Below are 25,137 nucleotides of genomic sequence, written 5' to 3'. Positions count from 1 at the left end.
CAGATGTTTGGCAATGATCGTTTTGTTTGGAATCAAATGCTGGCCATGATGAATGAGCGCTATCAGAATAATAAAGCTTTGCCTTTTTTAGGCAAGTTCAAGCTGAATTATCTGCTTAAGCCGCTTAAAAAAGAATATCCTTTTTTGAAAAACAGCGATTCTTCAAGCTTGCAGGTAGTTAATGAATTTCTAACTCAGTCTTGGAAGAACTTCTTTCAAGATAAAACTGGCCAAGTAGGCAAGCCTCGTTTTCATTCACGCAAGTATCTGAAAAAGTCTTATACGGGCAAATCAACCATAAGAATTACAGGTAAAAGGTACTTGAAGATTCCCAAATTAGGCTATGTCAAAACCAGCAAGACTGGAGTTTTGCAAAACACTAAGATTAAGCGCTACACTGTTCTGCTTGAACCAACAGGAAAATATTATTTGTCTCTACAGGTAGAAATATCTGAACCAGAGAAGTACAGCTTAACTGGCAAACGAGTTGGGATTGATGTTGGCGTGGCTGATTTAGCGATTCTGTCTAATGGGCTAAAATATCCTAGTTTTAATAGCTCTTATTTTGAAAAGAAAGCCAAAGTCTGGCAAAGAAAATATTCTCGCCGCAGACATTTAGTTAAATTACTAGTTTTACAAGACAGGAATAAAAAGGTGCTTTGTCCTAGAAGCTTAGAAAGCTTTACTAATTGGCAAAAAGCGCAAAAGTCAAAAGCCAGATACCAAGCTAAAGTAGCTAATCAGCGCAGAGATTACCTGCATAAATTAACTACGCATTTAGTTAAGCAATATGATGTAATTGCGATTGAAGATTTGAAAACCAAGAATCTTCAGAAAAATCATCACTTAGCTAAGTCAATTGCCAATGCTTCATGGCGAATGTTTAGACAAATGCTAGAATACAAATGCGAATGGTATGGCAAGAAACTAATTGCAGTTGATCCCAAGAATACTTCCAGAATTTGTTCAAAATGTGGCTATAACAGTGGCGCTAAGCCATTAGAGATTCGTGAATGGATTTGCCCTAAGTGTCAAACCAAGCATGATCGAGATATTAATGCGGCAGTTAATATCCTGCATAAAGCAACGCCAACTGGTCAGGGACTGGCCATGGTAACAAGCTGAGTTCTGTGAGTTAGGTATTTGACTAGTTCAATGTAAGATCCTAAACACTACTCAGTGTTCCCAGAAACCCGGCACTTCAGTGTCGGTTTAGTTCATCAAATTAATGACCTAGCTCAAACACAACAAGTCGTAGAAGATGGACTTGAAGTAGGCTATCGTCTAGTCGATACCGCGCAAGTGTACGGCAATGAACAAGCTGTGGGGGATGCAATTAGACACAGCAACATTCCTCGAGAGGATATTTTCGTCACTTCTAAAATCTGGGTCGATGATTACGGCTACGATGCAACGCTCAAGGCCTTTGACGAGACAATGAAAAAATTGCAGCTCGATTATCTTGATCTATATCTGATTCATAAGCCATATAACGATTATTATGGCACTTGGCGTGCAATGGAGCGTTTATACAAAGAAGGCCGCATCCGCGCAATCGGCGTCAGCAGCTTTTGGAACGAACGTCTAGCTGATTTAATCACCTTTAATGATGTGAAACCTGCGGTAAATCAAATTGAAACCAATGTCTGGAACCAATAGTGGAGATCGCAGACGTATATGGAAAAAGAAGCTGTACAACCTGAAGCTTGGGCGCCATTTGCGGAAGGGGCTGACCATATTTTTACCAATCCTGTTTTAGCAGAAATTGCAAATAAGCATGGCAAGACTACAGCCCAAGTGATGATTAGATGGTTCTTGCAAAGAAATTATGTCATGATTCCAAAATCTGTTCATAAAAAGAAACTAGCAGAAAACTTCAATGTCTTTGACTTTAAGCTTGATGCTGAAGATATGGGCAAGATTAAGACACTGGATCAAGGGCACAGCGTTTTAGAGGATGAGATGGATCCAGAGATCGCAGAAAGCTTTAGATAAAAAAGAAAAGCAGTTAATTATCATCATGATAGCTAACTGCTTTTTGTTTAGTATTATTTCAAATTACTGATAAATCTTACCGTCTTGTTTTTGCTTATTCTTTTCTTCAAGTGCCTTTTCACTAGCAGCCTTCTTAGGAAGAACCCAGTTCAAGATCATACCGATGATAGTTGAAAGAGCAACTGAAGTTAATTGGAAGTTGCCGAGTTGGAGGTAAGCACCACCAATACCGATAACCAAGATAACTGAGGCAATCAACATGTTGCGCTTTTCACCAAAGTCAACCTTGTCGTCTACCAAGATCTTCAAACCGTTAGAAGCAATTGTACCAAAGAGCAAGAACGAAATTCCCCCGATTACTGGCATTGGAATTGATTCAATCAAGGCAGCAAGCTTACCAACAAAACTGAAGATGATGGCACAAACTGCGGCACCAGCAAGGACCCAAACTGAGTGAACCTTAGTCATGGCTAACACACCGATATTTTCACCGTAAGAAGTGGTAGGAGGACCACCGATGAAACCGGCAATAATTGTGGAAATACCGTCACCCATCATGGTTCTGTGCAAACCAGGATTCTTGAAGAAGTTACGCTTAGTCAATGAATTAAGCACCATAATGTGTCCCATGTGTTCCGTCATCGTAACGAAGGTGATCGGTGCCATGGCTAAAATTGCAGCTGGATACCATTTAAAGTGGTAGCTAATACCCATCACATCAAGTGAAGGAATAGAGAACCAAGCAGCATTTTCAACTCCTGAGAAGTCGACAATGCCTAAGAAGCAGGCTAAAACATAACCACAGATGATACCGAGCATGATTGAAACTAAACTAGTGAAGCCTTTGAAGCACATTTGGAAGACCAAGGTCATCACCAATGTGAAAATGGCAACACCGAAGTAAGTTAAATCATACTTTTGGTTGTTCATCATCGCATCGTTTGCGGCAGTAGTTGCAAGTGACAAACCGATAACAATGATAATTGGACCAACGACAATTGGTGGCAAGACCTTGTTAACCCAGCCAGAACCAACTTTAGCAATGATCAAAGCAACGATTACATAAACTAAACCAGAAGCAATCGCACCTTGAGCAACGGCAGGATAACCGTCAGCCTTCATCAAGGCTTGCATAGTAGCAACGAAGGCAAAACTTGAACCTAAGTATGCTGGAATCTTGAAGTGAGTCAAGATCATGTGGACTAAAGTACCAATCCCTGAAGAAAGCAAGGCGATACTTGGATTGATCCCAATCAAAATTGGTACTAATACAGTTGAACCGAACATGGCAAACATGTGCTGCAGGGACAAGAGCACGCCCTGACCAAACTCCGGTTTTTCGTAGACGTCTAAAATCGCATCCGGATTTCTAAAATTCTCTTTTTTACTCATTCAAATACTCCCTATTTGTTGATGATATCAATGCCGTCTTTATCGTCGACTTCAGTCATTGATACTTTGACTTCTTCATCCATGGCAGTTGGAATGTTTTTACCGATAAAGTCTGGACGAACAGGCAACTCGCGGTGACCACGATCGATTAAAACCGCTAAGTTGATTTTGGCAGGGAGACCCTGATCCATTAATGCGTCAAGGGCTGCTCTAATTGTTCTACCAGTAAACAAAACGTCGTCAACTAGGATCACATTCTTATCGGTAATGTCAAAATCGAGTTGTTGGCCGTGAATCATTTTTTCTTTTTCTGCTTCAGGCAGATCATCACGGTATTGAGAGATATCGATTGCGCCCACTGGCACCTCAACGTCTTCTAAATTTTTCAAGTTCTTAGCGATTCTTTGTGCTAAGTAAAGACCACGCGTCTTAATGCCGACTAAAACTAAATTCTCTGTGCCTTTGTTGCGTTCAACAATTTCGTAGGTCATACGCATAATGGCACGCTTCATGCTTAAAGCATCTACTATTTCTTTTGCCATATATTTTCCTTTCTCGGATGACCAAAAGAAAAAAGACCAGCAAGGACACTGAGTCCAAGATGGTCTTTCTGTTATTGCTAGCACAAATAAGACTAGCTAAACGCAGATTTCCTTCTTAGCCTCACGGGACTAACTTTAAAGGTCATCACTATTTTTCTTATATTAAACAAAGAAAGCGAATAATTGTCAAGTTTCAGAAGTAAAAATTTTTCTTTGACAAACATTATAGTCATCAAGCATACTATCAGTTGAAAGACTTAATTATAGGGATATGTGTATGAATAAAGGAATGATTGGATGAATAAAAGACAGATTACAATGGTCACTTGGGCACTAATCTTAGCTAATATTATGTCAGGGTTAGATGCCACGATTATCAATACCGCGATTCCGGCGATCGTGTCAGATTTGCACGGAATTCAGTATATGGGCTGGATTGTAGCCTGCTTTTTATTAGGGATGTCAGTATCGGTGCCTATCTGGAGTAAGTTAGGCGAACGCATGGGGAATAAATTTGCCTTTGAATTATCATTAGTGCTGTTTATTGTAGGCTCTATTTTAGAAGCCGTAGCACCGGATATTTATTTCTTTCTTATTTCCCGGGTATTAATGGGTGTTGGTGCCGGCGGAATGGGATCCTTACCTTATATTATTGTGGGTTATATCTATCCTAATATTAAAAGAAGAACCGTTATCTTGAGTTATATTGCAGCGAGTTTTAGTGCGGCCAGCATTGCTGGACCACTAGTTGGTGGCTGGATTGTTGATGCTTTGTCTTGGCACTGGGTTTTCTATATTAATGTGCCGCTCGGTTTAATTGCTATTATTTTGAGCATTATCTTTTACCGCGGTATTCGTAAACCCGAAAAGAATGTTCATTTTGATAAAACTGGAGCTACAACTTTGATTGTTGGCCTAAGCTGCTTTTTAATTGGGATGCAGATGTTAGGAATAGCCAGTACTACCATGGTCATCTCATTTGTAGTTCTAGGGATAATTTTACTAGCTATCTTTATTGTAGTGGAAAAGAAAGCTGAAAGTCCGATCGTACCGTATTGTAGTGGAAAAGAAAGCTGAAAGTCCGATCGTACCGTTAAGTGTTTTTGCCAATCGTGCTTTAGTAGGTGACTTTGTTTTATTCGCTCTGGCTTGGGGAGCATATATTGCGGTTAATACCTATTTGCCAATGTGGTCCCAGGCGATTCTAGGCACGTCAGCTTTAATTGGAGGTGTAACGCTGATTCCTAACTCCATTTTAGATATTGGCGGGTCTCAGAGCACTCCAGCTTTAATGCGGCACTTCAACAATTATCGTTTATTGATTTTTAATTTAACTTTATTAGCTATTTCTGCAGTTGGCTTAATTTTGGTACCAATTAATACGCCTTATCAAATTCTGATGATCATTGCTTCATTTTCTGGTTTTGGCGTGGGAGCAATTTTCGTAATTTTGCAAATTAAGGTGCAGGTTGATGCCAGTGAAAAAGATATGGCACCGGCAACTTCACTTAGTTTTTTAATCAGAATTTTAGCGCAAACTATTATGTCGGCAATTTACGGCGTAATCATGAATTTGGCTTTAGGGCGTGGAATTGCCAGTCATCACGGGATCACGATGACGATGATGAATAAATTAAGTGACGCAGAATCTGCTAAGAGTTTGCCGCAGGCTTTGATTCCTACGATGCGGACGATTTTTCATTCGGGGATCACGCAAATCATGTGGACTTCAGTCGTTTTATTAATTTTGGCATATATCGCTAACTTTATTTATAACCACCACGAGGCTAAGAAAGCAGCGGAATAAGAAAAAGCTTGAATTTTTCAAGCTTTTTTAGTTTAGATTGTTAATGACATTAATTTTGAAAAGAATTAAATTGAAAACGACGATACCCGCAGTGACGAGGAATACCGTGCTGTAGTTGGTTAGACCTGAAATCGTTGAACCTAGAAGCGGACCAAAGATATTGCCGATATACATGGCTGACTGGTTCCATGAGAAAATACGTCCAGTTACGGCAGCGGGAGAATTTTTAGTTAACATCGTTTGAACTTGTGGGAATAAGCAAGCGTCAGAAAAACCAACCAAAAAGCGCAAAATTCCTAATTCGATTGTGTTTTGTACAAAAGCGGTTAAGAAGAAGAAAATTGTTGCCGCAATGAATCCTGCAACGATGATTTTGTGAGTACCGATTTTATCACCGAGCGCTCCGAAACGGGATGCTACTGCGAATGTAGCGATTCCAGGAAGAGCAGCGATAACCCCAGAAATAAAAACAACGTTGCCGTGTCCATCAAGCAATTGCCGCACATACAGTGAAACGATCGGATTGATTGAATTGTTAGCTGCTTGAATAATTAAGGTAGTTAATAATAAACCGAAAATTAAATGAGGTGAATTAAGCGACTTGATAACACCACTGGCTTTATCCAATTTCTTGGCGGTAACTGGCTTGAAGTCATCCTCATGAACGAAGAACAAGACCAAAACTGAACAGATTAGCAGTAAACCACCCGTGATCATAAAGGTAACGCGGTATGAAAAAATCGAAGTTAAAGCTCCACCAACCAGTGGCCCAAGCAAAGTTCCAGCAGTTGTAGCAGAAGCAATAGTCCCTAGAGCTTGACCGGAATTCGTTTTTGGCGTTTCAGTGGCAACTAAGGCATTGGAGTTAGAAATAAACCCAGCAAATATCCCCTGTAACATTCTAAGTAAAAGCAGCTGCCAAACGTTTTGGACTAGCCCCATACTAGCTATTACAATTGACATTCCGATTCCGGCGCGTAAGATCATGGGCTTACGTCCTTTTTTATCAGCTAATTTCCCCCACCAAGGGGAAACAATTGCTGAAATAATGAATGTACCGGAATAAACAATCCCAGACCAGAAGTTAAGTTGCTGGTGAGAGAAATTGCCTAATGTGTTAATGTATAGCGACAAGAAAGGCATAATTTCTGAAAAGGCGATTCCTGCGATAAAAACAGCAATCGATAAGACGAATAGATTTTTCTTCCAAATGGTTTTTTCTGTCATGATCTCATCCTTTCAATATGTTTCCATTTTACTCTGCTCATCAGTAAAATAGTAAAAATATGTTAAAGCTTCATTTCTATATTTATTTAAGATGATTTTTTTAGTATACTAATACATAATTTTACATTTTAAACTAGTGAGGTATAACGATTGATTACAGTATCCGACTTAAGTCTTAAATTTGGCGGCCGTACGCTTTATGAAGATGTCAACTTAAAATTTACGCCGGGCAATTGCTACGGCGTAATTGGTGCCAACGGCGCCGGCAAATCTACTTTTCTTAAATTGCTTGAAGGCAAGCTTGAGCCTACAACGGGTTCTATTAGCATTGACCCTAATGAAAGAATGTCTAGTTTGAATCAAGATCACTTTGCCTTTGAAAAATTCACTGTCATGGACACGGTAATTCAAGGACATAAAGAACTCTATCAAGTAATGAAAGAAAAAGATGCTTTGTATGCTAAGCCTGATTTTGGTGATGAAGATGGTGTTAAGGCAGCGGAGCTTGAAAGCAAATTTGCAGAACTCGATGGCTGGAACGCCGAAGCCGATGCCTCCAAGTTGCTGCAATCATTAGGCATTCCCGAAAGCGAACATCAAATGCTAATGAAGGAATTGCCAGAATCCGAGAAGGTGAAGGTATTGCTTGCTCAAGCGCTTTTTGGCAGTCCCGACATTCTTCTCCTTGACGAACCAACCAATGGTCTTGATGTGCACACGGTTGAATGGCTAGAAAACTTTTTAGCTGATTATCCTAACATCGTGATCGTTGTTTCCCACGACCGGCACTTTTTAAACCAAGTATGTACCGAAATGTGTGATGTTGACCGCGGCAAGATTCAATTATATGTGGGTAATTATGATTTCTGGTACGAATCAAGCAAATTGGCTAACGAATTAGCTGCTAACCAAAATGCTAAAAAAGAAGAGAAGATCAAGCAGCTGCAAGAATTTATTGCGCGCTTTTCTGCCAATGCTTCTAAGTCACGGCAAGCAACATCTCGTAAGAAACAACTTGATAAGATCACTTTAGACGACATCAAGCCATCATCACGCAAGTACCCATTTGTTAAATTTGAAATGCACCGTGATTTGGGCAATGACCTTGTTAAGGTAGAAAATGTTTCCTACTCAGTTGATGGGGAAAAGATTTTAGATAATGTTTCTTTCATTGTGCGTCCTGGTGATAAAGTGGCGTTTTTATCACGTAACGCCTTGGCTACGACTGCTTTGCTTGATATTATTGCAGGCAAAATTAAGCCAGATTCTGGCAGAGTTACCTGGGGTCAAACTACTGCCTTCAATTACATGTCACGTGACTTGAATGCTAACTTTAACAACGATGATCTGACTATTCTGGATTGGCTGCGGCAATATGCGACAAAAGAGCAGGACGACAACACATTCCTGCGCGGCTTTTTAGGTAGAATGCTCTTTAGTGGGGATGAGATTGAAAAGAAGATCAAAGTCCTTTCCGGTGGAGAAAAGGTTCGTTGTCAATTGTCACGCATGATGCTCGAGCCAGCCAATGTCTTAATCATGGATGATCCGACTAACCACCTTGATTTAGAATCTATTACCGCATTAAACGATGCATTGGTTGCTTACCCTGGTTCAATTCTATTTACATCCCATGACCACGAATTTATTCAAACTATTGCCAACCATATTATTGAAGTTGGTCCTAGGGGAATTGTCAGCAGGCAAGATACTAGCTATGATGAATTTCTGGATAAAAAGAACATTCAGGAGCAAGTTGCTAAGATTTATTAATAATTGTGCTGAAAACTAGCTGCAAAAGGCTAGTTTTTTATGTTAACTTAGTTATAATAAAAACTAAGAGTTATGAGCGATTTAGGGGGATTAATAATGGAAGAACGTGAGGATAATATAATTTATGAGGACTTTATCCAAGATCGTGAAGTTAAGATGATCAACGAACTTTGTCCTAAACTTAAAAGACACGTGTATTTGGTCCATGTTCAGGTTTTTACAACTGATAATTTACCTTTTTCGCCAATGACTGGTAAAATGGACCACATCTTTTTTAACTATAATCAAGTGAGTACGGAAGACGTAGATATTAAAGGAGTAGTTGGCAATTTTTATAATTCAATTACTCATAAATATGAGACAACTGATCATACATTTGTAGTTGGAGTGACTAGACGAAATGATATTGCAGAAAAGACAGCAATTAGATTATTGCGCCAAGCCGCTAAAAAAGTAATTGGAGAGTTGAATAAACGTGTTGTTATGCCACATATGGCTCGACCACATATTTTGACTGATGTGCAGAGAGCAGAACAATTGCTGACTGATCGTAACGTGAAGATAACCAAGTTAAGCAGAAAAACGGGAATTCCTGCTTTTACTTTGTATAATTATCGCAAGAATCCAGAAGCATTAAAGAAAACATCACATGTTAATATTGAACGATTAATGACGCAATATTACGAGACCTACTTTAACCGTAATGAAGTAGAACGTTTTCGCTTTATGCTAATTAAGACGGTGAGAGCTTACTTGAAGGAAACTAAGAATAATCCGATAGTTTATAATCCAGTTTATTAGCTCTACATGATGTGTCAACATGGTGATTGGCATCGTTTAGCTAAGATGGAAGAATTGTGGAGGGCAAGTTATATAGCAGATAATCAATTTTAGGGAGAATTTTATGCGTGTTAATGTGTTGCAGCATGCACCAAATGAGGGCCCAGGTTCTATCCAAGATTGGTGCCATGCAAGAAATAATAAGATGTTTGTTTATCACCCAGCCGATTTTGGTATTTTGCCTACAGTAGATGAGACTGATTTATTAGTTATTCTAGGTAGCCCCAATAGTCCTAATGATGATTTGGACTGGATTAAGAAGGAGCGCGTTTTAATTAAGCAGATGCTCGCTGCTTCTAAGCCAATTCTGGGCATTTGTTTTGGCAGTCAGCAGATTGCGAAGACGTTAGGTTGCCAAGTTCTAGATGCACCAGCTAAGGAAGTAGGTTGGGCACTTGTTTATTTACAAAATCAGATAATTAACGGCTTGCCGCATCAGTTAACGGCGCTTCATTGGCATCAGCAGATGAGTGAGATTCCGGCCAAGGCTAAGTTACTGTTTTCCAGTGATTTAGTTAAAAATCAGGGTTATCTCCTGGGAAATAATGTAATTGGGCTGCAATTCCACTTTGAACCTAAAGAAGATAATGTCCGTGAAATTGCTATTAATGATGGCGCTTATGCTTTAGAGAATAATGATTTGCAGCAGACGCCAAGTGAGATTATGAAGCACGGCGTACCTAAGGAAAATAAGACCGTAATGTTTAAGTTACTAGATTACATTACGAGATAAAGAAAAGGATTGACATGTATTTAGAATGTCAATCCTTTTTTGTCATTACTTTATTTCTTTAACTTTCAAGCCAGGAATTTTACCAAACCATTTATTAACTAAACGATTGTAGGTCCCGTCTTTTTCTAGCTGGGTTAAAGCAGAATTGATCTGCTGATGCATCTCAGTTTGTCCTTCGTTAACGGCGATTCCATATGGTTGATCGGTGAAATTGCCCCCGACTAATTTATAGCCTGGGTTATCACGCAGAATACCGGCTAAGATCCCGTTATCCGTAACAAAAGCATCCCCCTTGTCCTGCTTTTAGCGCAGCAAAGGCTTGGCCGTAGTCGTCAAACTGCAAGATTTCTGCCTTAGGTGCGAATTTTTTAACGGCATCTGCCGAAGTTGTCCCCTTAACGATTAATACCTTTTTATTGTTTAAATCTTTGACGTTTTTAATCTTACTGTGATCATTAACCATGATTGATTGCCTGGCAGGAAAATAAGGCTTGCTAAAATCGACTTGTTTTTCACGTTCAGGCGTAATTGTCATTGCTGCAATGGCGGCGTCGATATTTTTGTTTTTTAATAATTGAATCTTGGTGTTGGCTGTCGTCGTGACAAAATTGGCTTTTACCTTTTTGCCAAACATCTTTTTAGTTAGTGCTTTGGCTAAGTCGATTTCAAAGCCGTTGATTTGGCCAGTTTTGATGTTGATCGCGCCAAAGAGTGGCGTATCTGCCTTTACGCCCCAATTAATCGTCTTAGTTTCTTTTACTGTTTGATAAACGTTTTGCTTTTTCTTTTGACTGCACGCAGTCAATGTGAAAGCGAGCAGGATAGTTAAAAAAGTAGCAAAAAATAATTTCTTTCGCATATATATCCCACCTCTCGTATAGTTGTAATAAAACTAGTATAACATAGTCATTGACATTAGTCCCTATGCGTACTATTATTTAGTACATATGTAGACTAATAGTAGCGGGGCGGGCCAATATATGAAGGTAAATGATTCAGAAAAGTTAAATCTTGCAATTATTCACGGAAATAGGGCATATAAGCAATGGGAACAAGATCATGATATTCCCAACTATTTGATGGTAATTCTATATGAATTGCTTTTACGAAAAAAATTGACGCAAAAACAGTTGGTAGATTTAAGCGATTTGCCCAAGCAATCGATTAATAAAGGAATTAAGAAACTGTGTGAGGCTGAATGTCTTACGATGAGTGTGGATAGTCATGATAAGCGAGTACGTTTTTGTGAATTAACTCCTGCAGGAAAAGAATACGCGCGAGAAAAAATGGGTCCCTTGTTTAAATTAGAAGAAAAGACGGCACAGAAGATGGGTGCTGAGAAAATGAAACTCTTAACTAGTTTGAGTGAAGAATGGAGTAATACTTTTTGGCAATTTTTAAACGAAGAAAGGGGTAAATAATGCAAACATTCAAAATATTAATGCCGCACTTCAAGCGATATAAAAAAGACGTTATTGCGGCCCTAGTGGCAATCATCGTCTCTGCTTTTGCCAGTCTGTATCAGCCCAGGCTGCTAGAAAATATTCAGCGTGCGATTATGGCGGACCAAAAAGAAGGTGTCATGCGTGATGGAATTATTCTGGTAGTTCTTGGCATTGTTGCGATTATCGCGGGAATCTTCAACGTTTATTATGCAGCGCGGATTGCTCAAGGCGTGACTAGTGACTTACGTGAAGAGACTTATGCCAAAATTCAAAGCTTTTCATTTGGCAATATCGAAAAGTTCTCCGCTGGGTCATTGACAACGCGCCTAATTAACGATATGAATCAAATTATGAATATGATTATGCAGCTTTTTATGCAGCTGCTCAGAATGCCAATTTTGATTGTTGGTTCCTTTATTTTTTGTATCGTGATTATTCCGCGCTTTTGGTGGGCAACGGTTGTGATGGTTGCCTTAATTATGGGTTTTGGTATTTTCGTCTTAAAACGAATGAATAGTTTGTTTGACAAGTTTCAGAAGACGATGGATAAGATTTCGAGTCAAGCTCAAGAAACTTTGCAAGGCGTGCGGGTAGTGAAATCGTTCAACCAAGAAGGACAAGAGATTAAAAAATTCAATCAGACTTCGGATCGCTTAAACGACTACAATATCGTCATTGGTTATTGGTTCTCAGCTATTATGCCAGCCTTTCAATTGATTGCTTATTTAGTAATTACCTTGGTTGTCTTTTTAATTGGCCAAAGCATTAGCCAGCATCCAACCGATGTCGCGGTAGTTAGTCCATTTGTTAACTATATTTTGACATTATTGTGGACGATCATGATTGCAGGGATGACAATGATGCAGTTTGCCAGAGGGAATATTTCCTTGGGTCGAATCAAAGAGGTTTTGGACACGGAGCCGGATGTAAAGTTCGTAACCAGTGGCTCGGTTGCACCATTAACGGGATCAGTGGAATTCGATCATGTTTCCTTTACCTATCCAGATGGTGATGATGAAACCCTCAAAGATATTTCGTTCAAGATAAAGCCTGGCGAGATGGTCGGTATCGTTGGTGCAACCGGCTCTGGCAAGTCAACCTTAGCGCAATTAATCGCTCGTTTATACGATCCAACTAAGGGTGAAATTAAAATCGGCGGACAAAACATTAAGGATGTAACTGAAACGGCTTTGCGAAAGACTATTTCTTTTGTCTTGCAGCGTGCAGTGCTGTTTTCTGGGACGATTGCTTCGAATCTACGTCAAGGCAAGAGCAGCGCTAAGTTGCATGAACTCCAACGTGCGGCTGGCATGGCTCAAGCGTCGGAATTTATCGAGCGTTATAACGATTCGTTCGATCATGAAGTAGAAGAACGTTCTGCCAATTTCTCAGGTGGACAAAAACAGCGTCTTTCAATCGCGCGTAGCTTGATTGCTAAGTCGCCAATTCTAATTTTGGATGATTCAACTTCAGCGCTAGATGCCGAGTCTGAAAAGAAGGTGCAGCAAGCACTTGAACATGAATTACCGGACACAACGACCTTTATCATTGCAGAAAAGATTGTTTCAGTAATTAATGCCGATATAATTTTAGTGCTTGATGATGGAAAACTGGTTGCTCAAGGCACGCATGAAGAACTACTGAAGACCTCGCCAATTTATCAAGAGATTTTTAAGACTCAAAAAGGCAAGAGAGGTGAAAAGTAATGGGCGATACTAGAAAGACAATTCGCTATTTTATTAAGTATTTGAAGTCGTACTGGAAAGGAATTACCATCGTAGTTATCCTATCGCTGGTTTCAAGTGGTGCGCAGGTTTTGGCCCCGACTTTTTTAGGACAAGCCGTCACGGATTTGACTAATTATTTGTCTGATTTAAAAAAAGAAACTGTCAGTTTAAATACCTTCTATGGCGCCTTAGGATCAATGTTGGTCTTCTATGTTCTAAGTCAAGTTGCAATCTTCATTGCCTGGATGGTAATGTCGAAATTTAACGCTGATTCAACTAACGACATGCGAGAGAATTTATTCTCTAAGTTTCAAAGAATGATGATACGCTATTTTGATACGCATCAAGATGGTAAGCTGCTGTCTCTGTTTACATCAGATTTGGATAACATTTTTAACGCGATGAATAATGCTATCTTTGAAATTATTTCTCAGGGAATAATGTTCATCGGTACGATTATTGTGATGTTCACGGTTAATGCACAGCTGGCCTGGACGACGATTGCTTCAACGCCGCTGATTTTAATTGTCGCAGTTTTAATTATGAAAAAGGCTCGGATCTATTTGGATAAGCAGCAAGATGAAATTGGGGACCTTAACGGCTATATTACTGAACAAATTAACGGTGAGAAAGTCATTATTACCAATAATCTGCGGCAGGAATCGGTAGCTGGCTTTAAGACTTATAATAATCGCGTGAGAAAAGCAATGTTTAAGGGTCAATTCTATTCGGGGATGCTGTTTCCGCTAATGAATGGTTTAAACCTGCTTAACTTAGCTATCGTCATTGCCATGGGAGCCTGGATGATTATTTCTGGTCAAGTTAGCCAAGCTATCGGTTTGGGCTTGATCGTTACGTTTGTAGAATATTCACAAAATTATTTCCAACCGTTGACGCAGATTACCTCGATTTATTCCATGATTCAGTTAGCTTTGACCGGCGCCAGAAGGTTAGCTACGGTTGAAGAGCAGAAAGATGAAAATGCCGTACCAAATGGTAAAATCTTGCATGGCGTGCAAGAGGGAGTAAAGTTGGAGAACGTTCACTTTGGCTATGATCAAAATAAAGAGATCTTGCATGGCGTGAATATTGCTGTAGCTAAAGGACAATCAGTTGCCCTAGTTGGACCAACCGGATCAGGAAAGACGACCATTATGAATTTGCTTAATCGCTTCTATGATGTGAACTCCGGCAAGGTCACCTTTGATAATATTGACGTGCGCGACATTCAATTAAAGTCTCTGCGTGATAACGTCGGTATTGTCTTGCAGGATTCTGTCCTGTTCAGTGGTACGATTGCCGATAATATTCGCTATGGCAAGCCCAATGCCACTATGGATGAAGTAATTAGTGCAGCTAAGCAAGCGAATATTCATGATTTTATTGAGAGCTTGCCAGATGGCTATAACACGCGAGTTAATGATGCCAGTTCTGTCTTTTCAACGGGGCAAAAGCAGTTGGTTTCAATTGCCAGGACAATTTTAACTAATCCGGATTTCTTAATTTTAGATGAGGCCACTTCGAATGTGGATACGGTGACTGAAGAAAAAATTCAACAGGCCATGGATGCCGTAATCGCGGGACGGACCAGTTTCGTAATTGCCCACCGCTTAAAGACAATTCTCAATTCAAATAAGATTGTCGTGCTAAAAGATGGCAATGTCATCGAAGAAGGCAGTCATGAAAAATTGCTGGCTGATAAAGGATTTTATTATAAACTTTATACAGATCAGACAGCCTTCAATTGATGTGTTATACTAAAAATAATTAAATAATTTTTGTCACTAGGGGTGCTTAATAGCTGAGAAATACCCTTCGAACTTGAACAAGTCAATGCTTGCGATAAGGAAAGTGCTTTTTAATAATGATGTTTTTGTGCTCCTACTGACAAGCTAGTTAGGAGCTTTTTTATGTTTACTCGTTCAGCAAAATGGAATGTTAAATCAATTATTTTAGTTGCTTTAATTGGAATCATCATGGGGGTAATTTATACCTATGGTTTCAACAATGTGTATAACTGGGTTAAGCTAGGCTTTTTGCCTACCGGTTATGCTCCAGTTGTGGATAATATCTTCACAGGATTGTGGTATATGGCAGCACCGCTAGCCATGTATTTTGTTCCAACAGTTGGTTCTGGCACGATTGGTGAATTACTAGCCGCAACGGTTGAGATGGCAATTGGCGGTCAATGGGGTGCACTTACTATCTTGGAAGGTTTAATCGAAGGAGCAACTAACGAGATCGGCTTTTTCCCTAAAAAAGAGCGTTATGAAAAATTCTCTTGGAAGAGCGTCTTAACTGGAGCTTTCTTTGCCAATTTAGGTGGCTTCATTCCATCATATTTCTTGTATGGCTGGAGTCATTATAGTGTTAAATTACAAATTATGATGTTCATTACCAGTATTATTTCCGCATTAGTCTTTGATGGTGTTTTAGTTAAATTAATTACTAACTTATTCGATAAAGCATTGAAACCGAAGATCAATTAAATTATAACCAATCCCTTTTCAATCTATAGATACTTTTCTAAAAATAGTCATGTGCTACAATATAATAAGAAAATAGTGTATACGTTTACAGAAAAGAAGGGGATTTTTTGGGTGCGCGAACGAATAAGGAAAAAGAGGAAGAAGCGGAAGCGATTAAGAATTGGGATCCGCGTTATCACAAGAATGTAATTATTTACTTGTGGATCTATGGCATCTTAGGTGCTGTTACCGGGATCACTAACGATGCGGCTCTATCTTACTATAAGATTGTAGCGCCACATCTAATTTCAGGATTAAATATTTTTAATGCAGCGATTGCTATTTTGATGTCGTTAATGATTGCGACAGTTCACAAGTATGGCTACCGCAATATTTTGTTGGTTTTACCGCCGATGACCGCGATTTTTATGGTATTGACTTGTATTACGACTAATCAACTGATCATTATGATTGCCTATACCATTTCTTGGACGGCAATTGGCGTCTATGACTTGATGTATCCGTTAATGTGGACATCTTATGTGCCCGGCAAGATTAGAACGAAGATGTTCTCAGTGGTCATGATTGTTAACTTGATTACGCAGACGATTTGTACGTTCTTAGGTGGCAAGGCAGTGGTTTGGTTCTTTAGCTTATTGCAAGGCTCATCCTATCACGCAGCTTCAATTTTATCGGGTCGGCCTGAATTAATGCAGGGGGCAGGAGTTAGCTAATTACACGAATGCTTATCGAATTCTATTAATTATTACGGCATTAGTTACGATGCTAGCCTTCGTCTTGGCTCTGTTTATTCATGACGTACCACGTGATTATCGTTCAGAAAGCAGTGAACAACGTGATACGCCTGCCAAAAAAGCAGCTATGTATAAGAAACTGCTTAATAAGCGGACGATTATGTGGATTGTTTATATCGCTGGAGTGCAATTGGGTGCACGATTAATCGCGGTTTATGTGCCAATTTATTTGAATAATTATTTGCATATCCCGCGGGATGTTTCATCAACGATCAATACCTTCGTGCAAGCAGCTATGCTGATTGGGTATTTCTTCGCACCGTTTTTGGAAAAGAAGATGGGTGCGATTGTCTCGGTTGCTGCTGGAACATTAACCTGTGTCCCAGTTATGCTGCTGCTAGCTAATGGACGCCATTTAGGCAGCGGGATGGTCTTATTCGTGATTGTTGGCATCTTGCTCTTCTTGAGAACGGGTTTGGCTAACGCCACGATGCCGATTCAGCAGGAAGTCCAGATGGTTATTGTGGATAAAGATTTGCGTCCTGCCTTTACTGGAGTAGTGCAGATTGCTTATGCGGTAGTTGGCATTATTGATGGACTCTTCACTGAGTTCTACTTATTTAATACGCAAGATGGCTATGCTAACGCATATTATATTGCCGCAGTAATTTATGTGATTGCCAGTGTATTGCTTTTGGTCTTCTTTGCTAAAAAGTACAATCGTATTCTAGAAAATAGCCATGCGTCTGAAGAAAAATAAGGCAAAAAGAAAAATGGGTTGACGCCCATTTTTTGTTTATTTCAAAACTGATTGTAGCTTAGTTGTTAACATGTCGATGGCTACATCATTTTCTCCGCCTTCTGGTACGATGATGTCAGCGTAACGCTTGGTAGGTTCAATGAATTGGTTGTACATTGGCTTAACAGTGCCTAGATATTGATTGATTACAGAATCTAATGATCGGCCTCGCTCCTTCATGTCTCGTTCAAGACGGCGGATAAAGCGAATGTCATCGTCGGTGTCTACGTAAACTTTGATATTCATTAGATTGCGAATATCTTCATTAAAGAGAACGAGAATTCCTTCCAGAATGATAATGTCTGCTGGTTCAACGTGAATAGTTTTATCGCTTATGGTGTGCGCGGTAAAGTCATAAGTTGGCATCTCGATCGGCTTGCGGTGGATCAATTGATTTAGCTGTGCTTCAAGCAGTGGCATGTCGAAGGCATCAGGATGATCATAATTGATCTTCATTCTTTCTTTCATTGGTACGCCAGTGTTGTCTTTATAATAAGAATCTTGGGTCATGATCATAATCCGGTCATGATCCTTAATGTTGTTGGCAATTTCATGGGCAATAGTGGTCTTTCCACTGCCAGAGCCACCGGCAATACCGATAATAACGGGTTTTTCAAGTTGTCCCATAATTAACTCCTTTATTTTTTCTATATCATAAACATTCTAAGCTATTTTTCGAATATCAACAGTAGAAAATCAAAATAAAAACGAATACATTATAAATATGAGAAATATAACTTGCATTTTTAAGCAAAATAATGTTAAATACATATAAACAAATTAGAAAGCAATGAAAAAGACGAGTAGATGATTCATTCTTTGCAGTGAATTAACGATAGTGTGAAGTTAATAGACCCTGAATCATTGAATAACACTTTTAGCACCTCACCGAAATAATCAGGATTAGAGTAGGTCGAGACGTCGCCGGTACGTTACTACGCCGGTAGAGCATGATTGTGCTCTATGAGCAGGTCTATTAGAATAGACAATCTGGGTGGTACCGCGGAAAGAAGCCTTTCGTCCCTATAAGAATCAGGGGGAGTGAAGGGCTTTTTCTTTACTCAAAAAAGTTGGGTAAAAAGCCGAATGAAATATTGAATAATTATCTTTAATGTCTCATTTTGACTGAAAGAAGTATTTAATTTTATTCTTAAAAAAGGTAAAATGGTAGTAATGCGAACGAAAGAAAGGTAGAAGCCATGACAGCAATTATTGAATTCAAGCACGTTGATAAATATTATGGAAAACTTCATGCATTAAAAGATATTAATTTAAAAATTGATGAAGGCCAAGTGGTTTCAATCATTGGATCATCAGGTTCTGGTAAGAGTACTTTAATCAGAACTATGAACGGTTTAGAACCAATTAATAGTGGTCAATTAATCGTAACCGGTTATGACTTAGCTGATAGGAAGACCGATATTAACAAGATTCGTAAGAATGTGGGAATGGTGTTCCAACACTTTAATCTTTACAATAACCACACAGTATTGGAGAACGTAATGCTCGCTCCGAAGATCGTCTTGAAGCGTCCGGATGATGAAAACCGCAAGGTAGCGATGGAATATCTAGAAAAAGTTGGCATGGCCGATAAGATTAATTCATTGCCACGTCAATTATCCGGTGGGCAAAAGCAACGTGTAGCTATTGCTCGATCCTTAGCTATGCATCCTAAAGTTATCTTGTTTGACGAACCAACTAGTGCCCTTGACCCAGAAATGATCGAAGATGTTTTGGAAGTTATGCATTATGTTGCCGAACAAGGGATTACCATGGTCGTGGTTACTCACGAAATGGGTTTTGCTAAACAAGTAAGCAATCGGTTGATCTTCTTTGACCAAGGTCATATTCTTGAAGATCGCAAGCCAGAAGAATTCTTCGCTCATCCTGATACAGAACGTGCACGCCAATTCTTAAGCAAGGTTATTTCTAAGGATTAAGGTGATGTGCTATGAAGAAACTAAGAAAATTTCTTTTCTTACCTTTATTAATATTGCTCGCCTTTACTCTGACTGCTTGCGGCAAGAGTAGTGGCAATGTCTATCAGAAGGTAAAGCAAAGCAAGCAAATTATCTGGGGCGTCAGAGCTGACACTAGGTTGTTTGGTTTAACTAACGTTAAAACCGGTCAAATTGAGGGGTTTGAAATTGATTTAGCCCATGCCTTAACTAAGCAAATGCTCGGTAAGGACGCTAAGGCCGAATTTGTCACGACGACTGCTAACACGAGAATCCTATTACTTAAAAACGGCAATGTTGATGCGATGCTAGCAACGATGACGATTACCCCAGAACGTGCTAAGCAGGTAACTTTTTCTAAGCCTTACTTCCCAGCTGGTTCATCACTATTGGTGCCTGATAAGAGCAAGATCAAGAATGTTAAAGACTTGAATGGTAAAGTTGTCTTAGCTGTTAAAGGGACAACCGCAGTCGATGACGTGCATAAATATGCACCTAAGGCCAAAGTCTTGCAATACGATGACTATGGTCAAGCGATGTCAGCCTTGAAGGCTAACCAGGGTGTGGCCTTAACAACTGATAACGGTCTGCTGGCTGGTATTGCTCAGGAAAACCCTGGCTACAAGTTAGTGGGCGGCGTTTATAGCAACGCCCCTTATGGAATTGCCGTTAACAAGGGTCAAACGGATATGATTGATCATATTAATCAAGCTTTAAATGAATTACAGCAGAACGGTACTTATGACCGGTTGATTAAGAAGTGGTTTGCAGGAATTCCTGGTTTTAGTCTGAAAGGAGTGTTGAAGTAATGTGGCAAATTATTACTAATAATTGGGGAGCCTTCTTAACAGGGTTCTGGAATACGATTTTGTCCAGTATTATTGCTTTAGTTTTCAGTCTGATCTTGGGTGTATTCTTCGCCTTGCTGGAAGTAGCTCCACCTAAGTTTGGTCGCGCTATTGCCAAAGTCTATATCTCTATTTTTAGAAATATTCCATTGCTAGTTATTGTCATGATCTTCTATTTAATTGTCCCTCGTTATATTGTTAAGTTATCTGGTTTTCAAGCTGGGACGATTGGCTTAACGCTCTATACTTCCGCCTTTATTGCAGAAACGGTGCGTGCCGGGATCAACTCCATCGGTACTGGACAGATGGAAGGTGCTCGCTCTAACGGAATGACCTACACGCAAGCAATGCGTTACGTTATTTTGCCTCAGGCGATGAAGATTGTGATTCCACCACTTGGCAACCAGTTCGTTAACTTGGTTAAGAACTCTTCGGTTTTAGCCTTTGTAGCTGGGTTTGATTTAATGTATCAAGCACAACTGATCGCATTCTCAACCTTCCAGACAATTGATACTTATATCATCGTTGGTCTGTTCTACTTGATCTTGACCCTGCCGCTTAGTTACTATATGCGACACCTTGAGAAAAAGTTAGCTAAATAGGAAGGGGATCGAAAATGGAAACTTTTATTCATGCATATTCATGGGTCGATATCCACTTCTTATTGCAAGGACTTTGGGTAACGATTTATGTATCATTGATTTCAATTGCGCTTAGCTTTGTGGTTGGTCTGATTTTAGGCTTGCTTCGCTACATGAAGATTAAGTATGTTTCAGCCATCGTCGGTTTTATCATTGATATTATTCGTAACCTGCCGCTTTTGCTGATCATCTTTTTTACCTACTTTGGTTTGCCCCAATTAGGGATTGTGACTAATCCGACAACGGCATCAATTGCGGCCTTGGTAATTTTTGAAGGTGCGATGCTAGCTGAAATTGTGCGTTCCGGAATTGGCTCGGTTGATCCGGGACAAATGGAAGGTGCCCGTTCTAATGGGATGAGCTACAGTCAAGCAATGTATCACGTCGTCATGCCGCAAGCTTTGCACAACATGATTCCAGCACTTTTGTCACAGTTCGTATCTTTAGTAAAGGATACGTCTTTAGCCACGATTATCGTGTTGCCAGAGCTTTTATACCACGCTCAGATTATCTACAGTCAGAACACGACTTACTTGATTCCAATGTATGTCATCATTGCGGTGATGTACTTCATCGTCTGCTTCTGTCTGTCACAAGTGGCAAACTATTTGCAAAAGAAATATAATTAAAATTTCAAAATTATTCAAGAAAACTAACTCATGCTACTATGGTGGTAAAGTTAGTTTTTTAGTTTGGGCAAAAATATGAAAGTAAATGAACAATTAACCGATTTTGAGCGGGTCGAATTGACTAAAAAAGCTTATGATCAATTGCAGCTAGGGCAAAGCGTCGATGTGAGCAAGCACCATATTGGCACGGTCTGCCGCAGCGTTCATGCAGTGGACGGCTTGAGGGCCTATGTCATCAGTAATCCGCATGAAGTGACGCTTTTATTTAAAGGCTCATATGGCTTTAAAAAAGGGACGCCGCAAACTTGGCGGGATGAATGGCTGAAGACCAATTTGCCGATTTTAAGGGCAATGCTGTCGCATGAGAGGCGCGTGCCTAGTCAGTTGAAGACCGCGAGCAAATTATTAGATGAAACGATCCACCAATTTTATGGCACGCAGATATATATTTATGGGCATTCTTTAGGCTCAATTAATGCACAGTTTGCTTTGGCTAATTGTCATCATCCAGAAGCCATTGGTGCGGCGTATTTATATGAGGGGACTAATATCTGGCTACTGTTTACGCCAAAAGAGCGTCGCTGTGTGGCCAAGATGCGCGAGAAGATTTTTAACTATGTGGATATTTATGATCCGGTTACTTTGGGGATCACGGAAACGCACCACATGGTAGGGCAGCTACGCTACGTCGATAGTGAGCCAATGAAGCCCATCAAGCAGCATATGTGGGGCGGCTATTCCTTTAACCCTGATGGCAGTTTGAAGCTGCGCAAGGTTGATCAGGCGTTTTTGGCAGAAAGTCGCAGTGAACATAAATTGCTTAGTCGTTCGGGGGATGTCACGGAATTCATTGAAAAGATTAGTTCGGGTGACGAGATCAAAAAGATGGCTGTTCAAAAAGCTGAAAAGCTGGTGAAAAAGTATCCTGATCACAAGAGTTTGGCCAGACTGGCCGCTTTGTTTAAGGAAGAAATGCTTAGGAATGAAGATTAACGAAAGGGAGTAAATATGGCATTACCAACAAAAATTGAAGTTAGAGGAGCGCGGGTCCACAACCTGAAGAACATCAATGTCGATATTCCACTGCACAAATTTGTGGCGATTTCAGGCTTATCCGGATCTGGTAAATCATCCCTCGCCATGGGTATTCTGTATGAAGAAGGATCTAGACGTTACTTGGATGCACTATCAACTTACATGCGCCGGCGGATCAAGCAAGGTGCGCAAGCTGATGTCACAAGTGTTAAACACATTCCATCAGCCTTGGCCCTTCGTCAGCGTCCGAGTGTGCCAAACGAACGCGCAACGGTAGGGACGACGACTGAGACCTTCAATGTCTTGCGTCTGATTTTTTCAAGATTAGGTTCACCGGTTTGCCCCAATGGTCACCGTGTGCAACCGAGTTTGGCAATCGCCGAAGCAATGTCAAAGTCGGGTGAAGAGATGGGCCGTATTACCTGTCCTACCTGTGGCGTGAAATTCTATGTTCCTAGTGCCGAAGAGTTTGCCTTTAATTCCAATGGCGCCTGCACAGAATGTGGCGGTACAGGCAAGGTGCGTCAATTAGATGATAGCAAATTAATCGCTGATGAAAATCTATCCATTAAAGATGGCGCGGTTGCTTCTTGGTCTTTGCCAGGGAGAAACTTCATGCCAAATGTGGCTCAACATGCCGGCGTGCGGATCGATATTCCGTTTAAAGATTTGACTGAGAAGGAAAAAGATTTTGTCTTAAATGGTCCAGAAAAGAAATATAAGATGGACTTCTTGTCCGGCACGGGTCGCGTTTTCCACGATTTCAATGCTTTGTATGAAAATGCCCACCAGGCAGTTTTGCGGTCTGCCAAAAGCAGCAAGAGTGAACGCGCGCAAAAACGGATCGCGGAATTCTTTAGCTATTCGACTTGTCCAGTTTGTCACGGTACGCGTCTGCGTCCAGAACTGCTCAAACAATTAATCAATGGTAAAAATATCGACGAAGTTGAGCACATGCAGCTAGGCGATTTGCCTCAATTTAGTAAGGAACTATTAGCTAGTTTGCCTGCTGAAATGCACAAAATGGCAAAGTCTTTGATCAGTGAATTTGTGAATAACTTGCAGCCGTTACTTGATTTAGGCTTGGATTATCTGATGATGGCCAGAGCCGGCAACACTTTATCCACCGGTGAATTACAGCGAATTCAGTTAGCGCGGACACTGAGAACCGAAACGACCGGTGTTTTGTACGTACTGGATGAACCCTCAATTGGCCTGCATCCCGCTAACGTCGATGGTTTGATCAAGGTCATGCGTAAGTTGGTTGCTCAAGGCAATTCCTTGGTAGTAGTTGATCACAATGTGGATATCATTAAAGCAGCGGATGAAATCATCGAAATTGGTCCAGGTTCTGGTGCACAGGGTGGACAGATTCTAGCCCAAGCTAGTCCAAAAGAGATTGTGCAGGATAAAAAATCATTGATTGCGCCATACCTTAACGGCCAAGCTAAGCTGATGGCGAGAAAAACAGCTGATCAGGTGAATACCAAACGCATTACCCTTGAAGTTGATCACTATTTTAACTTGCGTGACGTTAAAGCGGCTATCCCACTTAACCAGATCACTGCGGTTACCGGCTTTTCTGGTGCGGGTAAAACTAGTTTGATCTTGGATTCTTTGGTGCCAGCAATTGAAAAGCAAAATAAGGGCGAAAAATTGCCTAAGCAAATTAAACAATTTAATTCACCTGTGCATAACGTAGTTAGCGTGGACGCTTCGCCAATTGGCAAAAGCACGCGTTCAACGGTCGCTACCTATACCTCAATTATGGATAATTTGCGTAAGCTTTTTGCTCGTCAGCCACTGGCTAAAGAAAAGCACTACACGCCGAGCTACTTTTCTTATAACAATAAGGAAGGTGCTTGTCCAAGCTGTGGCGGTACCGGGATCGTCACGCTGGATATCCAGTTTTTGCCAGATATGCAGCAGACCTGTCCTGAATGTGGCGGCAACCGTTACGCGAAAAAGATCGAGGCAGTGAAGTGGCACGGTGTGTCGATCGTTGATGTGTTGAACATGGACGTCAATGAAGCTTTGCCAGTTTTCAAAAAGGCACCGAAGATTGAACGGGAACTTAAGCTGCTAAAAGAAGTTGGCTTGGATTATCTGCACTTAGGTGAAAGCACGCCAACGCTGTCTGGTGGGGAAGCTCAGCGCTTGAAGCTGGTAACGCACCTTAGTCACAAGGAAGACGATACTTTGTTTGTCTTTGATGAACCGACGATTGGATTGCATCCATTGGACGTGAAGGTCTTGGTTATTGTGATGCAGAAATTGCTGGATCAGGGCGCTACGATCATTACGATCACGCACGATTTGAACTTGATCGTCAATGCCGATTACATGATTGATTTGGGACCGCGCGGTGGTAAGAACGGTGGTCAGATTGTAGCGGCGGGGATGCCGCAGGAATTAGTCAAGCAGCCTGATAGTTTGACGACTAGATATTTGGCTGATTATTGGCAACAATTTAGGTAAGAAAAAAGAAGCTCCGAAAAATGGAGCTTCTTTTTGACTGTTCTA

Annotated in this window: 18 protein-coding genes, 4 pseudogenes, 1 riboswitch and 1 other annotated feature; of the genes and pseudogenes, 17 read left to right on the top strand and 5 right to left on the bottom strand. The window is 40.4% G+C overall.

The genetic code is table 11. From position 1 onward, the window contains the following. Together BLP58_RS03285 and BLP58_RS03280 are read left to right on the top strand one after the other, a co-directional pair. On the top strand, positions 1–1,125 hold a 1,125-nt coding region (locus BLP58_RS03285; protein WP_143000308.1), incomplete at its 5' end, for an RNA-guided endonuclease TnpB family protein. Positions 1,126–1,179: 54 nt separating this feature from the next. Further along, positions 1,180–1,995 (top strand): annotated as a pseudogene (locus BLP58_RS03280) (aldo/keto reductase). 63 nt (positions 1,996–2,058) lie between these two features. Here the strand turns inward: BLP58_RS03280 and BLP58_RS03275 are convergent. Together BLP58_RS03275 and pyrR are read right to left on the bottom strand one after the other, a co-directional pair. Then, positions 2,059–3,387, bottom strand: a complete 1,329-nt coding sequence (locus tag BLP58_RS03275) for a solute carrier family 23 protein (protein WP_013854550.1) — start codon at positions 3,385–3,387, stop codon at positions 2,059–2,061. An 11-nt stretch (positions 3,388–3,398) separates the two neighbouring features. Continuing rightward, entirely contained in the window at positions 3,399–3,929 is a 531-nt protein-coding gene (gene pyrR, locus BLP58_RS03270; RefSeq protein ID WP_013854549.1) for a bifunctional pyr operon transcriptional regulator/uracil phosphoribosyltransferase PyrR, read from the bottom strand. A gap of 297 nt (positions 3,930–4,226) precedes the next feature. Between pyrR and BLP58_RS03265 the strand changes: the two are divergent. After that, positions 4,227–5,736 (top strand): annotated as a pseudogene (locus BLP58_RS03265) (MFS transporter). A 27-nt stretch (positions 5,737–5,763) separates the two neighbouring features. Here BLP58_RS03265 and BLP58_RS03260 read toward each other — a convergent pair. Then, on the bottom strand, positions 5,764–6,963 hold the full coding sequence (locus BLP58_RS03260; protein WP_013854548.1) for a multidrug efflux MFS transporter: 1,200 nt from the start codon (positions 6,961–6,963) through the stop codon (positions 5,764–5,766). Between the two features lie 150 nt (positions 6,964–7,113). On the opposite strand from BLP58_RS03260, the gene BLP58_RS03255 reads away from it, so the two are divergent. From BLP58_RS03255 to BLP58_RS03245, 3 genes are all read left to right on the top strand, one after another. Then, positions 7,114–8,736, top strand: coding sequence for an ABC-F family ATP-binding cassette domain-containing protein (locus BLP58_RS03255; protein ID WP_013854547.1), 1,623 nt, complete (start codon positions 7,114–7,116; stop codon positions 8,734–8,736). Between the two features lie 96 nt (positions 8,737–8,832). Then, entirely contained in the window at positions 8,833–9,537 is a 705-nt protein-coding gene (locus BLP58_RS03250) for a helix-turn-helix domain-containing protein (RefSeq protein ID WP_013854546.1), read from the top strand. Positions 9,538–9,640: 103 nt separating this feature from the next. Beyond that, positions 9,641–10,309: a type 1 glutamine amidotransferase gene (locus BLP58_RS03245; protein ID WP_013854545.1), complete on the top strand. Its 669-nt coding sequence runs from the start codon at positions 9,641–9,643 to the stop codon at positions 10,307–10,309. 45 nt (positions 10,310–10,354) lie between these two features. Here the strand turns inward: BLP58_RS03245 and BLP58_RS03240 are convergent. Then, positions 10,355–11,168: pseudogene (locus tag BLP58_RS03240) on the bottom strand (transporter substrate-binding domain-containing protein). A 121-nt stretch (positions 11,169–11,289) separates the two neighbouring features. On the opposite strand from BLP58_RS03240, the gene BLP58_RS03235 reads away from it, so the two are divergent. The 5 genes and pseudogenes from BLP58_RS03235 to BLP58_RS12615 all read left to right on the top strand — a co-directional run bounded on the left by BLP58_RS03235 (position 11,290) and on the right by BLP58_RS12615 (position 17,464). Further along, on the top strand, positions 11,290–11,730 hold the full coding sequence (locus BLP58_RS03235) for a MarR family winged helix-turn-helix transcriptional regulator (RefSeq protein WP_013854544.1): 441 nt from the start codon (positions 11,290–11,292) through the stop codon (positions 11,728–11,730). Next, positions 11,730–13,460, top strand: a complete 1,731-nt coding sequence (locus tag BLP58_RS03230; RefSeq protein WP_013854543.1) for an ABC transporter ATP-binding protein — start codon at positions 11,730–11,732, stop codon at positions 13,458–13,460. The genes BLP58_RS03235 and BLP58_RS03230 overlap by 1 nt, the downstream gene beginning before the upstream one ends. Further along, the gene (locus BLP58_RS03225) at positions 13,460–15,229 is read left to right on the top strand and encodes an ABC transporter ATP-binding protein (protein ID WP_056956866.1); all 1,770 of its coding nucleotides are present in this window, start codon (positions 13,460–13,462) and stop codon (positions 15,227–15,229) included. The genes BLP58_RS03230 and BLP58_RS03225 overlap by 1 nt, the downstream gene beginning before the upstream one ends. A gap of 28 nt (positions 15,230–15,257) precedes the next feature. Further along, a riboswitch (TPP riboswitch) is annotated at positions 15,258–15,348 on the top strand. Positions 15,349–15,391: 43 nt separating this feature from the next. After that, on the top strand, positions 15,392–15,970 hold the full coding sequence (locus tag BLP58_RS03220; RefSeq protein WP_013854541.1) for an ECF transporter S component: 579 nt from the start codon (positions 15,392–15,394) through the stop codon (positions 15,968–15,970). A 326-nt stretch (positions 15,971–16,296) separates the two neighbouring features. After that, positions 16,297–17,464 (top strand): annotated as a pseudogene (locus BLP58_RS12615) (MFS transporter). A 36-nt stretch (positions 17,465–17,500) separates the two neighbouring features. Here the strand turns inward: BLP58_RS12615 and udk are convergent. Further along, entirely contained in the window at positions 17,501–18,133 is a 633-nt protein-coding gene (gene udk / locus BLP58_RS03210) for a uridine kinase (RefSeq protein ID WP_074484240.1), read from the bottom strand. A 151-nt stretch (positions 18,134–18,284) separates the two neighbouring features. Then, positions 18,285–18,531, top strand: a binding site (T-box leader). A gap of 171 nt (positions 18,532–18,702) precedes the next feature. Here udk and BLP58_RS03205 point away from each other — a divergent pair. From BLP58_RS03205 to BLP58_RS03180, 6 genes are all read left to right on the top strand, one after another. Continuing rightward, positions 18,703–19,443: an amino acid ABC transporter ATP-binding protein gene (locus BLP58_RS03205; protein ID WP_013854539.1), complete on the top strand. Its 741-nt coding sequence runs from the start codon at positions 18,703–18,705 to the stop codon at positions 19,441–19,443. A gap of 11 nt (positions 19,444–19,454) precedes the next feature. Then, positions 19,455–20,270, top strand: a complete 816-nt coding sequence (locus tag BLP58_RS03200) for a transporter substrate-binding domain-containing protein (protein ID WP_013854538.1) — start codon at positions 19,455–19,457, stop codon at positions 20,268–20,270. Then, positions 20,270–20,911, top strand: coding sequence for an amino acid ABC transporter permease (locus BLP58_RS03195; protein WP_013854537.1), 642 nt, complete (start codon positions 20,270–20,272; stop codon positions 20,909–20,911). The genes BLP58_RS03200 and BLP58_RS03195 overlap by 1 nt, the downstream gene beginning before the upstream one ends. Before the next feature lie 14 nt (positions 20,912–20,925). Next, positions 20,926–21,579 (top strand): amino acid ABC transporter permease, encoded by a 654-nt coding sequence (locus tag BLP58_RS03190; RefSeq protein WP_013854536.1) that lies wholly within the window; start codon positions 20,926–20,928, stop codon positions 21,577–21,579. A 75-nt stretch (positions 21,580–21,654) separates the two neighbouring features. Then, the gene (locus BLP58_RS03185; RefSeq protein ID WP_013854535.1) at positions 21,655–22,572 is read left to right on the top strand and encodes a hypothetical protein; all 918 of its coding nucleotides are present in this window, start codon (positions 21,655–21,657) and stop codon (positions 22,570–22,572) included. A 15-nt stretch (positions 22,573–22,587) separates the two neighbouring features. Next, entirely contained in the window at positions 22,588–25,092 is a 2,505-nt protein-coding gene (locus BLP58_RS03180; RefSeq protein WP_013854534.1) for an excinuclease ABC subunit UvrA, read from the top strand. Positions 25,093–25,137 lie beyond the last annotated feature (45 nt).

The sequence above is a fragment of the Lactobacillus kefiranofaciens genome (assembly GCF_900103655.1).
Classification (GTDB): Bacteria; Bacillota; Bacilli; order Lactobacillales; family Lactobacillaceae; genus Lactobacillus; species Lactobacillus kefiranofaciens.
This window is presented reverse-complemented; position numbering and strand designations above follow the sequence as displayed.